This is a genomic window from Mesorhizobium sp. LNJC394B00, from assembly GCF_000502555.1.
Lineage (GTDB): Bacteria > Pseudomonadota > Alphaproteobacteria > Rhizobiales > Rhizobiaceae > Mesorhizobium.
Genome location: NZ_AYWH01000005.1, coordinates 12,307 through 24,699, shown reverse-complemented (window position 1 = coordinate 24,699; position 12,393 = coordinate 12,307). Strand labels below are relative to the sequence as shown.

General features: G+C 63.1%; 14 protein-coding genes, 1 pseudogene and 1 riboswitch. Of the genes and pseudogenes, 6 read left to right on the top strand and 9 right to left on the bottom strand.

Going from position 1 to position 12,393, the window contains the following annotated elements; all coding sequences use genetic code 11:
- Positions 1 to 2 precede the first annotated feature (2 nt).
- The 3 genes and pseudogenes from X751_RS146495 to X751_RS146505 all read left to right on the top strand — a co-directional run.
- Positions 3 to 227: pseudogene (locus tag X751_RS146495) on the top strand (PDZ domain-containing protein); the annotation flags it as partial.
- Between the two features lie 130 nt (positions 228 to 357).
- A complete protein-coding gene (locus X751_RS146500; protein ID WP_023745161.1) occupies positions 358 to 969 on the top strand; it encodes a sulfite oxidase-like oxidoreductase in 612 nt (203 codons plus the stop codon).
- Positions 966 to 1,706: an FAD-binding oxidoreductase gene (locus X751_RS146505; protein ID WP_023745160.1), complete on the top strand. Its 741-nt coding sequence runs from the start codon at positions 966 to 968 to the stop codon at positions 1,704 to 1,706. The genes X751_RS146500 and X751_RS146505 overlap by 4 nt, the downstream gene beginning before the upstream one ends.
- Positions 1,707 to 1,751: 45 nt before the next feature.
- On the opposite strand, the gene X751_RS146510 is transcribed toward X751_RS146505, so the two are convergent.
- From X751_RS146510 to X751_RS146545, 8 genes are all read right to left on the bottom strand, one after another.
- The gene (locus tag X751_RS146510) at positions 1,752 to 3,218 is read right to left on the bottom strand and encodes a nucleotidyltransferase family protein (RefSeq protein ID WP_023745159.1); all 1,467 of its coding nucleotides are present in this window, start codon (positions 3,216 to 3,218) and stop codon (positions 1,752 to 1,754) included.
- A complete protein-coding gene (locus tag X751_RS146515) occupies positions 3,218 to 3,910 on the bottom strand; it encodes a glycosyltransferase family A protein (protein ID WP_245261955.1) in 693 nt (230 codons plus the stop codon). Before X751_RS146515 ends, X751_RS146510 begins: the two co-directional genes overlap by 1 nt.
- Positions 3,895 to 4,647, bottom strand: a complete 753-nt coding sequence (locus X751_RS146520) for a glycosyltransferase (RefSeq protein ID WP_023684291.1) — start codon at positions 4,645 to 4,647, stop codon at positions 3,895 to 3,897. The genes X751_RS146515 and X751_RS146520 overlap by 16 nt, the downstream gene beginning before the upstream one ends.
- Before the next feature lie 33 nt (positions 4,648 to 4,680).
- Positions 4,681 to 5,424: a glycosyltransferase family A protein gene (locus tag X751_RS146525; protein ID WP_023745157.1), complete on the bottom strand. Its 744-nt coding sequence runs from the start codon at positions 5,422 to 5,424 to the stop codon at positions 4,681 to 4,683.
- Positions 5,421 to 6,470, bottom strand: coding sequence for a hypothetical protein (locus X751_RS146530; RefSeq protein WP_023745156.1), 1,050 nt, complete (start codon positions 6,468 to 6,470; stop codon positions 5,421 to 5,423). Before X751_RS146530 ends, X751_RS146525 begins: the two co-directional genes overlap by 4 nt.
- 151 nt (positions 6,471 to 6,621) lie before the next feature.
- Complete coding sequence (locus X751_RS146535) at positions 6,622 to 7,044, bottom strand: PqqD family protein (protein ID WP_023696905.1); 423 nt, start codon at positions 7,042 to 7,044, stop codon at positions 6,622 to 6,624.
- Positions 7,045 to 7,205: 161 nt separating this feature from the next.
- The gene (locus X751_RS146540) at positions 7,206 to 8,306 is read right to left on the bottom strand and encodes a hybrid-cluster NAD(P)-dependent oxidoreductase (RefSeq protein ID WP_023690258.1); all 1,101 of its coding nucleotides are present in this window, start codon (positions 8,304 to 8,306) and stop codon (positions 7,206 to 7,208) included.
- A gap of 37 nt (positions 8,307 to 8,343) precedes the next feature.
- Positions 8,344 to 9,591, bottom strand: coding sequence for an aromatic ring-hydroxylating dioxygenase subunit alpha (locus X751_RS146545; RefSeq protein ID WP_023668884.1), 1,248 nt, complete (start codon positions 9,589 to 9,591; stop codon positions 8,344 to 8,346).
- Between the two features lie 116 nt (positions 9,592 to 9,707).
- Positions 9,708 to 9,910: riboswitch (cobalamin riboswitch) on the bottom strand.
- A 499-nt stretch (positions 9,911 to 10,409) separates the two neighbouring features.
- Here X751_RS146545 and X751_RS146550 point away from each other — a divergent pair.
- From X751_RS146550 to X751_RS146560, 3 genes are all read left to right on the top strand, one after another.
- Entirely contained in the window at positions 10,410 to 10,616 is a 207-nt protein-coding gene (locus X751_RS146550) for a DUF680 domain-containing protein (protein ID WP_023668885.1), read from the top strand.
- Positions 10,617 to 10,681: 65 nt separating this feature from the next.
- Positions 10,682 to 10,885, top strand: a complete 204-nt coding sequence (locus tag X751_RS146555; RefSeq protein WP_023668886.1) for a DUF680 domain-containing protein — start codon at positions 10,682 to 10,684, stop codon at positions 10,883 to 10,885.
- A 71-nt stretch (positions 10,886 to 10,956) separates the two neighbouring features.
- The gene (locus X751_RS146560) at positions 10,957 to 11,190 is read left to right on the top strand and encodes a DUF680 domain-containing protein (RefSeq protein ID WP_023668887.1); all 234 of its coding nucleotides are present in this window, start codon (positions 10,957 to 10,959) and stop codon (positions 11,188 to 11,190) included.
- 73 nt (positions 11,191 to 11,263) lie between these two features.
- Here X751_RS146560 and ugpC read toward each other — a convergent pair whose 3' ends face one another.
- Positions 11,264 to 12,376 (bottom strand): sn-glycerol-3-phosphate ABC transporter ATP-binding protein UgpC, encoded by a 1,113-nt coding sequence (ugpC, locus tag X751_RS146565; RefSeq protein ID WP_023668888.1) that lies wholly within the window; start codon positions 12,374 to 12,376, stop codon positions 11,264 to 11,266.
- Positions 12,377 to 12,393: the final 17 nt, after the last annotated feature.

Below are 12,393 nucleotides of genomic sequence, written 5' to 3'. Positions count from 1 at the left end.
GGAACCAGCGTGGCGCCGTGGTCGAGCGTCCGGACAAGGCAGCCGCCAATGCCGGCCTGCAGCCGGGCGACGTCATCGTCGCCGTCGACCAGTCGCCGGTGCGGAATGCGCGGCAAGCCAACCAGGCGATCGCCGAGGCCGGCAGATCGGGCCGGAAGTCGGTGCTGCTTTTGATCGATCGCGGCGACGCGCAAATCTTCGTCGCCGTATCCTTCGCCGCCGGTTGAGACATCATGGCAGGCTCGCCGGACCACCGACAGGCCTGCCGCACGGCCGCCGAAATTCCTGTTGCCCGCCGCGACATCTTCGAGAACATTACGGCAGGCCGGCAATGGCCTGCTAAAAACGGACAGTCAAATGGTCACTCGCGGTTTTTCCTCCGGTCGAAAGCCTCCGACGGAGACCGATGCGCGCATTCCGCCCGGTCAGTATCTCGAACAGGGCTTTCCGGTGCTGTCGGCGGGGCCGACGCCGCGCGTGCGCACCGAGGACTGGTCGTTCACGCTCAGGCACGGGCCACGCCCGATCAAGAAGTGGAACTGGGCCGAGTTCAACGCGCTGCCCTTGACCAAGATGACGCGCGACATCCATTGCGTTACCGCCTGGACCAAGTTCGATACCGCCTGGCAAGGCGTGCTGGTCGACGACATCCTTGCCGATGCCGGCATCGAAGCGCCGACCGGCTTCCTGCTGGCGCATGGCTATGACGGCTACACCACCAACGTGCCGGCCAAGGATCTCACCGCGGGGAAGGCGATGGTGGCGCTCCTTTATGAAGGCAAGCCGATCACTGCCGACCATGGCGGCCCGGCGCGGCTCCTGGTGCCGCATCTCTATTTCTGGAAATCGGCCAAATGGCTGAACGGGCTGCAGTTCACCGAGCGCGACGAGCCGGGCTTCTGGGAATTGCGCGGCTATCACATCTATGGCGACCCGTGGCGCGAGCAGCGCTATAGCGGCGATCCATGAGCGAAGCGCCGCAATCTCCCTGGCAGACGGCGAAAATCACCCGGATCGAAAAGCGGACGCCACGCGTCACCAGTTTCTTCTTCGCGCTGTCACGGCCATTCGCCTATCGCGCCGGACAGCATGTCGACGTCAGGCTGACGGCGCCTGACGGCTACCAGGCGCGCCGCTCCTATTCCATCGCCTCGGCGCCGGAGAGCGGCGCCACGATCGAGCTGGCGATCGAGAAGCTCGACGACGGTGAAGTCTCGCCCTTCTTCCACGACATCGCCGCGGTCGGTGACGAGATCGAACTGCGCGGGCCGCTCGGCGGCCATTTCGTCTGGTCCGATGGGGATGGCGGGCCGCTGCTTCTGGTCGGCGGCGGCTCCGGCGTGGTGCCGCTGATGGCGATGGTGCGGCATCGAACCTTGCGCAAATCGGCGGTGCCGGTGGCGCTGATGTTTTCGGTGCGGGTCTGGGACGAGGTGATCTTCCGCGACGAGCTGATCGGTCTCGGTGACCGCCGCGACGGGTTCGAGCTGGTGCTTACGCTGACGCGCGAGGCGGCACGGCGCCCGTCCGACTATTCGAGGCGCATCGACACGGCAATGGTCATGCAGGCGCTCACGCGGCTGCCGCGGCCGCCGGCGCTCGCCTTCGTCTGCGGGTCGAACGCCTTCGTCTCGGCGGCTGCCCAGGCGCTGATCGACGCCGGCATACCAGCGGAAATCATCCGCACCGAGCGCTATGGCGTCTGAGAGGGCCACAGTGGTTCACCGTTTCATGGAAACAGCCACCCGCTCTCAGGTGGGTGAAAACCTTGCCGACAGCAATTGGAACGGCAGCGCGCCATAGGCGGCGACTTCGGCCTCATTGTCCCAGTTGCGGAACTGGCGCGATGGCCGTGCCTCGATCACCAGAGGCCGGCCGGTGTCGTCCACCGTTACCTTGCCGCGAAAGCGCAGCACACGTCCGCCGCCGGCGCGGCTGATCACCATGGAACGCAGGCGGGCGACATGGCCGCCGCCGGCATTGATTTCCATCTCGATGCGGCGCCGGATTGGTGGAACGACGATCCTGACGGTGACGTCCAGCACCATCTCTCCAGTCCTGTCCGGACGCGGCAGGGGCTGGGAAAGCGCGAACGGTTCCGGCGTCGCTCTTGCCTTGCGCAATGTCGGCCTGCCGCGCCAGACGGCGGGCGTCGGCTGCTGCAGGCGGCCCTTCTTGCGTTTGAGGCGCAACTGCTTGGCAAAGCCTCGCGACAGCCAAACGAGGCCGCCGAAATCGGTGCGCGGCTTGGCCTGCAGCACCGAGGACCAGCGCGACAGGCCGGCGCGGTCGGCCAACTCAATCGTCTTTGCAAGTTCGGCCTCCGGCACCGCGATGCCGATCTCCAGGCAGAGATAGGAGAGCGCCACCGCCGCGGCGACGGCGAGGCCCCGCTTGGCGACGACGTCGGCGAACACGCCCCAGTCGACTGCGCCACTCTCGATGGCGACCGCACAGTCGACCAGCCAGTCGCTGTGGGTGTGGGCATCGAGGCCGCCATGTGCGATGGCGAGCGCCATGCGGTCGGCCGGAGAGGGAACAAGCACGCGGACGCCATTGAAATCGGCTGACAGCGCCCGCTGCCAGATCGCCAGATCATCTTCCGCGCTTTGCTGCGACCCGTCATAAGCGAGCTGGTGCAGGTCGATGTCGCCGAAACTGCCCTTGAAAAAATTCATCGAACGCAAGGACGCCAGCCTGGTGCGCAGATATTGCGGACTGACGCCGGTGGCGATCTGCCAGTCGCGTTCGCTAAGCACATCGAAGGCGGCAATCATGGCCTGCGGGCGCACCAGCATGTCGATGTCATGCGCCACCCGGCCGCGCTGCGCCGACGCGTTGACGGCGATGCGGCTGGCGCCTTTGATAAGCATCACCGCGCAGCCGGCGTCGATCATGGCCTGTAGCGCCGGCTCGGCCTCGCGCGCAGCCAGCCGCGATTTGGTCCACAGCATCTTTTGCAGGCCGACAAGACGTGGATAGGCCGGATGCCCAGCGAGCTTGCGGCCGAACTTGTCGGAGATCGCGGCCAGCAGCCGATGCTCTCGGAAGGCAGCATGGTCGATGTCGTTCTCATCGAGCCAGCGCGCCGCATAGCCCCCGGCCGCCTCTTCATCGGGGAGCAATGCGGCCTTCAGCAACTGGTCTAGGCCGCCAGTGGGCCATGACCAACCATAGTCCGGAAACCGACGGCCGATACGGCGCATGGCATTGGCCATCAGTCGGCGCTCGCCTTTTTCGCTGCTCGCCTTTGCATGGCCAGCCTTACGACTTCGACATAACCGCGGTCGCGCACGGGGTCGCGTCCATAGGACATGCTGTCGGGCCGGATGCGGCGCAAGGTCAGGACATCGTCGAGCATGGCAAGCGCAAAGCCCGCCTCACGGGCACGGGCGATCCAGTCGACCATGTCGCCGCGACCGCCTTGCGGGTCGATGATCGGACCGACGGCCTCGGCCACCTCCCGGCGGATCATCATCGTCGTGCGCGACCAGCCCGCCACCGCCACGTCCTGTTGCACATCGGGCTTGTCATCGCGAAACGTCCGCCAGTGGGCAAAGACGCCTGCCGTCGCGGGAAACCGCTCGAAATGCTCCAGCTGCCTTTCGATCTTGGTCGGCAGCCACAGATCGTCCGCATCGAGCGTGGCGACGAAGGGCGTCGCCAGCGCGGCGATGCCCCTGGTGGTGGCGCTGCCTGGTCCGGCATTGTCCTGGCGCAACACCCGCACCGGCATGCCCAGCGCATTGACCACCGCGACCGTATCGTCGGTCGAGCCGTCATCGACTACGATTATGGCGTCGGGCTGGACCGTCTGGGCCGCGACCGATCGCAGCGTCTCGGCGATGGTGGCGGTCGCGTTGAAGGCCGGAATGACGACGCCGTAGCTGGCCATCACAGGAAACGCCAATTCGCAAGTTCCTTGAAATCGAAGATGCCGTCGACAGGGTGCAAGGAGCGGTCGGCCTCGCGCCGTTTCATCGACTTGTAGACGGCGCGCATGAATTCGCGAAAAGGAACATCGGCCTGCCTGGTCATGTTGCCGGGATGGCGCCGGTAATAGAGCGCAACAGTGTCGGGCATCGTGAATTTCGGCCCGCTTTCGAAAGTGCGCAGCAGATAGTCGGTGTCCTCGGCCTGGTGGAAATCCTCGTCGAAGCTGCCGATGCGTTCGACCAACCGCCGGACGAAGATAGCGGGAGACAGGTGAATGCCGCGAACCGTCACCGAGTGGCTGTCGGCTGTCGGCTCCAGCGTATCGTCATCTATGTCGTCGACCAGCGTCATGCGCGAATAGGTGAGCTCGAGGGTGGGGTCTGCGTCGAAACAGGCCAGATCCGCCTTGAAGCGGCCCGGCGGGGAAATGTCGTCGGAATCGAGAAACGATACCAGCCCGGTCTGCGGCAGCAATTGCCGCAAGCCCGCGTTGCGTGCCCGCGTCACCCCGGCATTCTGCTGCTGGAAAAGGCGAATGCACGGCGCCTCCGCGATCAGCGAGCGCACGACCGCCACCGAACTGTCGGTCGAACCGTCATCGATAACGATGATGTCGAGATCGGCGGCATCGCGCTGCCTCAGCAGCGAGCGCAGCGCCGAGCCGACATGGCGTTCGCGGTTGTAGACCGGCATGATCACGCTCAGCTTCACGCACGCATTCCAGGCTGTGATCTGTTCATTCTTTCACCACTCTGCCGGGCGCTTGATCTCGAAAAGCCCCTCGACCGGGCGCCGCGACGGATCGGCCTTGCGCCGCCGCAAGGATTTCTGAATTACACGTAGATATTCGCGCACCGCCACATCCCTTTGCTTGGTCAAATTGCCGGGGTGGCGCCGGTAGTATACCGCGACGGTGTCGGGAAAAATGTGCTTTGGGCTGGTTTCGAAAATGCGCAGCAGATAGTCGGCGTCTTCGCCCTGCCGGAACTCCTCGTCGAAAGCACCTGTACGGTCGATGAGTGCCCTGCGGAATATCCCGGCGCTAAGGCTGACGCCGCGCACGGTGGGACCTGCGCCGCCCCGTGCCGGCTGCAGGGCTTCGTCGTCCATGAGATCGACGCGCGTCATCAGCGAGTAGGTCAGCTCGAGCGCAGGGTCGGCCGCGAACAGGGGTAGGCCAGCCTTGAATCGTCCAGCCGGCGAGACGTCGTCCGAATCCAGGAACGACACCAGTTCGGTTTGCGGCAGCAACTGCCTCAGCCCTGTGTTGCGCGCGTTGGCCACGCCCTGGTTTGCCTGCTGGAACAGGCGGATGCACGACGCTTCCCGCATGATGGCGCGGACTGCTTCAACGGAGCTGTCCGTCGAGCCATCGTCGACAACGATGATATCGAGATCGGCATCGTCGCGTTGCCTGAGCAGGGACCGCAACGTCGAAACGACATAGATCTCCCGATTGCAGACCGGCACGATGACGCTCAACTTCATGCGGAGCCCCGAAGGACGAAATCCGCAATCGTGCCGGCGATCTCGCGCGGCTCGGTCCCCAGCGACAGCCGGTAGCATGGCAGATCGCGGGTAAGCTCGCTGAAAAAGCGAAAGCCCGCTTCCCGCTCGCCCGGCATCTGCACGATTCCTGACGGCGCCAGGGCGATCATGGCATCCTTGCGCGATATGGGCATGACCGAGCTTCTCGCACCTCCCCTGATATGGGGCACTATCAAAGCAATAATGTCCAGACTTGGAGGAGTTGGTCGAGGCGCGATCTCGTTGATGTGAAAGGCATGCTTGCCTTGCCAGTTCAGCGGTTGGTACGACTTTAGCCGCTCCTCCAGCTTCAGCCGCTTGAAGCCCTCCGGATCCTGCTTGAGCGTGGCAAACAGCGGATAGGCCGTCACCCCCCCGGTCCGGTCGATCAGCACATAGTCGTCGCCGACGCTATCGAGCCCATTGAGCAGGCCGGCGACGACTGTTCCCGATTTTCCGGCTCCCCCGGAGCCCGCCAGCAACACGCCCTTGCCATCGATGCCCAGCGTGCCGGCATGGGTAAGCCGCATGCCGCGCGCCGCATATTCCCAATGCAGGAAGGCGCGCAGCGGCGCCGCCTGTTCCCATGGCGGAAAGGCCTCGGCCGCCATCATCAGCTGCGCCCCGACATGGCGTTGCGGGTCATGGAACTGCCAGAAATCGAGGTCATGATAGTAGCTGCCGCGCAATCCGGCCTCTTCCAGCCGGTTGGCAAAGGCATGATGGTTGTAATCGCCTCGGCCCCAGGTGGCCGGGGCGAGGACGCCATCGATGCCCGGGTGGGCGACGAAAATGCGGCAGCCGTCAGATGCAGACGGATTTTCCGGGGCCGGTATGAAGGCATGGCTCATGGCTTCCGCCAGCGTGCCATGGTCGAGGTGGACACTCAGCTCCAGTCCCGGCAACCGCACGCTGGCGGTAACGGGATAGAATGCGGCGGCGCTTTCCGCGGCCGCCAGCACATGGCGGGCATAATCCGGCAGGGTTTGCAGCGTGATCAAAGGCATGTGTTGGTTGTTCAGCGTCCAGAATTGCGCCGGGTCGCCTGATGCATGTCGCTCGGGGTGGCCCCGGTTTTGAGACGACGACATGCATAAAATAAAAGATCTAAACCGCGTCGCCTGAGTCCTTCAAACGCGACGCGCTTTAGGGAAACGATTATGCCTGTTTCACCGCCGGCCAGCCGAGAGGTTCCTCGACCTCATGGATCGGGTCGACAATGATGAGATCGGCAAGGTCGTCATGGACATCGACCTTGAGCGGCTCATTGCTGGCAGCAAGCGCAGACGACAGCTCGCCCGAAAGCGGTTGTGCCGGTGTTTCGGCTGGCGCAAGCAACCCGAAATCGAGCAGTCGGGCAACGAAGCTTTCGAGGTCGGCCAGGCTTATTTTTGCGGCGCCCGCGGCAGCTCCGACCAGCGCTTCAGTGGCGACGCCGGACGACAAAGCCTGCCAGACCCGGCTGCCGGAATCGGAAAAGCCGAAATACTTGCCGTTCGAAAGATCGAGAACGACGGCTTCGCCATCGAATGATTCGAAAACGATGTCCTTGCTTGCGACCGCGTAGACCCGCTGTTGCATCGCTCTGTCCCCCGTCCCATGCGCCCTGAAGGGATGCGCCGGCTTCACGGTCTGCCAAGCCCTTCCTAAGTGCGTCTAAATCACTTGGCCGTTGGTTGGCAAGACAAAGACCCGCGAATACAACGCCTGCGTCGGCGACCGTTGCGGCGAAGTCGACCGGCTCAAGCCTCGATTTCGAGCGCCGACAATGGTTTCGAGCAGCAGGCAAGGATAAAACCGTCATCGATCTCGTGGTCGAGGATGCCGCCATTGTGGCTCATCTCGACTTCGCCGGAGACCTTCTTCACCTTGCAGGTGCCGCACAGGCCGAACTCGCAGGCGGCGGGAATCCGCACGCCCGAGCTGCGCGCGGTCTGCAGCACGGTCTGGCCGGCGACGCAGCCGGCGTCGACCTCCGAAAGCGAGAAGCGGATCGGCGTCACGGCTTCGACAGGTGCAGCGATGCCGTCCTCGACCGGGGAGGCAAACGGCGCCGGAATTTCCTCCACCACAGGCGCGGCAAAGCTCTCCTGATGGTATTTCGTCATGTCGAAGCCGGCGGCATCCAGCATGCCGCGCACGGCGCGCATGAACGGATCGGGGCCGCAGCAGAAGATTTCGCGCTCGCGGAAGTCCGGAGCCAGCAAGGGCAGCCGGATCGCATCGATGCGGCCCATATGGCCGTACCAGCCTTCGCGGCTGGAACGTTCCTCGATCATGAAGCCGAGCGACAGGCCGGGCATATGGCCGCCGAGCAGTTCGAGTTCCTTGCGGAAGATGATCTCTTCGGCACGCCGCGCGCAGTTGACGAAACCGACATCGGTCCATGGCGCGCAGTCGTTCAGCCAGCGCAGCATCGACATCATCGGCGTCACGCCGGAGCCGGCGGAAATGAACAGGTATTTGGCCGCCGGGTGGCTGTGCAACGAGAAGTCGCCGGCCGGTCCGTAGGCCTTGACATGCGAACCGGGCACCAGATGGTCGAACATCCAGCGCGTGCCGATGCTGCCGGCCTGCGCCTTGATCGTCACCGCGATCGAAAACGGCCGCGATGGCGACGACGACAGCGTGTAGGTGCGCATCAGCGGCCCGTCCGGTGTCGGCAGTTCCAGCGTCAGGAACTGGCCCGGCTTGTAGCGGAACCAGGTCTGGTTGTCGGAGCGGAAGGTGAAGGTCTTGACGTCGGGCGCCTCGTCGCTGACGCCGATCACTTCCAGCACCTGCAGCCTATCGTTCCACGGCGCCATCTGGTCAAGATGGCGATAGAGCCCAAGATCCGTCATCGCATTCATCCTCTGGTCCCTCTTCGCCTGCTCCAGCTCACGCGACGCTGCGTAGCGCCGGCCGGCCGCCTTCGGCAAGGCGCGGGCCGATGAAGGCCGCGTACCATTCGACGAACTGGATCACGCCGCCCTCGTGCAGCTCCGAATAGGGGCCGGGCTCATAGGCCGGAGACAGGATGCCAAAGGCGTTTTCCTCGACGATGCGGCGGTCCTGGTCGTTGGTCTCGGTCCAGACATGGGTGAGCTCCTCAAGGTTGTAGTCGACCCCCTCGACCGCATCCTTGTGCACCAGCCACTTGGTCGTCACCGCGGTTTCGGTGGCGCTGATCGGCAGCACCCGGAAGGTGACCGCATGGTCGATCAGTATGTGGTTCCAGGTCGTCGGATAGTGGTAGTGCATCAAGGTGCCGATGCGGTCGGCGGCAACAGTGTCGGACAGGTTCTTCGTCACCGCGCGCTTTCCGGACATCGTGTAGCTGACGGCATCGCGCAGCAGCGGCGCGCGGGTGGCGCGGTATTGCCCGGCCGGATCGATGCGGAACTTGCTCGGCAGGCCCGCCGCCTCGCATTTCGCCCAGTGCGCCAGCATCTCCGGATCGCTGTCGGCGCCCTGCACGCCGGTCACCGTCGGCGCTTCGGGGAATGTCTTGCACAGCTCTGGATGATTGCCGGCGCAGTGATAGCATTCGCGGTTGTTTTCCCAGACCAGCTTCCAGTTGCCCTTCTCGATGATGGTGCTCTCGAAGGCGACCTTGGCTTCATTCAGCCGGTGCGGCTTGAGGTAGGGCTCTATCATGGCGCGCATCGGGGCAAAGTCGGCAGGTTCTTTTGCCAGGCAGATGAAGATGTAGCCGCCGACGCTCTCGCAGGCGACGGGCTTCAGGCCGAACTGGCTCTTGTCGAAACCGTCGGCCATCTGGCGGGCAAACAGCAGCCGGCCGTCAAGCTCGTAGGTCCACTGGTGATAGGGGCAGACAAGCTTTGCCGCCATGCCCTTCTCAGTGTTGCAGACACGGCTGCCGCGATGGCGGCAGGAATTGTGAAAGGCGTTGATGTTGCCCTTCTGGTCGCGGACCAGCACCACCGGATAATCGCCGATCTGCACGGTGATATAGCTGCCGGGCTTCGGCAGTTCGCAATCATGGCCGATGAACAGCCAGTCGCGATACCAGATAAGCTCCATGTCGAGCTTGAAATAGTCCGGGTCGGTGTAGAAGGGCTGTTCCAGCGAAAAGCCTTGCTTGCGGCCGTTCAGGAGCCTCAGCATGTCGTTGCGCGTATCCATAGTTCTGTCCTCGTGGTTTAAGGACTGAACTTGGTGGTGATGGAGGAAGGATCGGACGCAGGCCGGCGCGGCGCCGGACATGCACTATCCACCTCTTGACCGCCCACCGCGATCAGTCGAGTCTATGCATCTCGGGCTGGTTTCCGGGCTCTGGAGTTGTCCTTGCGGACCATCGCGACACCTTCCCAGGCTGCTGCCCAGTGGTCTCCCGTTGCGACTTCAACTCCACCACCGTTGCGGGGGCAGCGCCGGATTCTGACCGGCTTCCCAATTCTCCGCTGCGTCGTCACGAAGCGGCACCTGAGATGCGATCATCTAATCACGGCAGCGATCGCGACGTCGGCATGAAAGCGACATCATATCCATGCGGCGCGACACGCGCGGCATACGCCCCGCCGACCACCGAAGGGCTGAGATCCTGTCTTGCGGCGCTATCATCGCCGTTTCGAATCGCTGCGGATCCAGTTCCGATCGGGGGCAAAAAGGGCTCAACGGTATCGAAAAGTTACTATTAGCAATCTCTAATCGAACCGAACGGTTCGTTTCTGTTGACAATGCGTGCAGGACGGTGTGAACGACGGCCCGGAAACCGACACCGGAGCGAACCACTCGGTTCGACATAAGCAACTGAAAACAATGCGATAAATGACCATAGAGGAACTTCCTGGCACAATTTCAAGGTGCAGGACCGTGGTCCACACGGAACAACTTCGTGATTGGAAACCAGCCTATGGCTTTCCCACATCGGGGCTGTCCGAACGACGCGAATTCCTCCCAAGACACGCCGCTAGACGGCCAGACAAACTGGAGTACTAAAAATGAAAAAGATCATCCTCACTGCCGCAGCCGTTTTGGCGATCACCGGCAGCGCCTTCGCCGGTAGCGACAATTACGGTTCCAATGGTGCGAACCAGCCAGCCGTCTCGGTCGACAGCTCGTATACGGCTTCCATTCAGAAGCCGGCGCACGCTGACAAGCAGCCTGTCGTTCAGGGCGCCGACCGCGACCTCTACGGCAATCGCTGATCCCGACCAAAGAAGGGCGGCTAACCCGTCGCTCTCGGGATCCCAAAAAATTCAGGAGTATTGAAATGAAAAAGATCATCCTTGCTGCCGCCGCCGTTTTGGCCATCTCCGGCAGCGCTTTCGCCGGCAGCGACAACTACGGTTCGAACGGCGCCAACCAGCCTGCGATTACGTCGACCGATAGTGGCCATACGGCTTCGGTTGAGAAGTCGGCTCCAGCCGAGCAGGCGCCTGCCCACGGTGCCGACCGTAACCTTTTCGGCCGCTAAAAGCCGGTTTCCAGCACGTGGCGGGCTTATCCGCTGCAGCTGGCGGCATCAGAAAAATTCAGGAGACTAAAATGAAGAAGATCGTTCTTGCCACCGCAGCCGTTCTGGCTATTTCGAGCGCTGCCTTTGCCGGCAGCGACAATTATGGCTCCAATGGCGCCAACCAGCCGGCCGCTGCCGTCGACACCACCCGCACTTCGTCGACCGGCACCAACTCGGCGGTCTACAAGCTGCTGAACTCGTCGAACGACCAACAGAAGTTCGTTCCTCAGAGCAGCGACAGGGATCGGTTCGGCAACAACTAACAGCCGAAGCTTAAAAAAAGAGCGGCGGGCCTGGCCCGCCGCTCTTTTTTCATGCCTGTACGACGCAGCTATCTCAAGCCGCCTTCACTTCCACCGGCTTGAGCGAGAAGGAGTGCCCATCGGCGTCGAAGATGTGCAGGTCCCCGGCATCCGCGGTCAGTCGCAGCTTTGCCCCGCGCTTGACCTCGACATTGCCGGGCAGCTTGGTCACCAACGGCAGGTCAGCGCGGCCGATATCGACATAGACAAGCTGCACCTCGCCGAGTTGCTCGACATAGTCTACCACGCCCTCGAAAAGATATTCCGCGCCGGTGGCGGCCGACAGATCCTCCGGCCGCACGCCGAAGCTGACTGCCGCACCCTTTGCTGACGCCGGCGTTGCGATCGGCACCGTTGCCTTGCGGCCGCCGACATGGCTGACGATTGTCGGGTTGCCCGTCCTGTCGATTGTCGCCGGCAGGATGTTCATGGCCGGCGAGCCGATGAACTGGGCAACGAACAGATTGCCGGGCTTCTTGTAGAGGTCCATCGGCGTGCCGACCTGCTCGATATGGCCATCCTTCAGCACGACGATGCGGTCGGCGAGCGTCATCGCTTCGACCTGATCGTGGGTGACGTAGATCATGGTCGTGGCAGGCATCGATTCCTTGAGCTTGGCGATCTCGATGCGGGTCGCGACGCGCAGCGCCGCGTCGAGATTCGACAGCGGCTCGTCGAACAGGAACACTTTCGGATTGCGCACGATGGCGCGACCGATGGCGACACGCTGGCGCTGGCCGCCCGACATCGCCTTGGGCAGGCGGTCGAGATATTTGGTCAGCTGCAGGATTTCGGCGGCCTGCCGCACCCGCTTGTCGATCTCGGCCTTGCTTTCCTTGCCGATCTTCATCGAGAAGGCCATGTTGTCGTAGACGGTCATGTGCGGATAGAGCGCATAGGACTGGAACACCATGGCAATGCCGCGCTTGGAAGGCGGCACGTCGTTCACCACCTCGCCGGCGATCTTCAGCTCGCCGGAGGTGATCTCCTCAAGCCCGGCGATGGACCGCAGCAAGGTCGACTTGCCGCAACCCGACGGGCCGACGAAGACGATGAACTCGCCCGACTTTATGTCGAGGTCGATGCCGTGGAGAATGTGCAGATTGCCGTATGATTTCTTCACCTGTCTCAGCGTGACATCGGCCATAATTTCCTCCCAGTGAT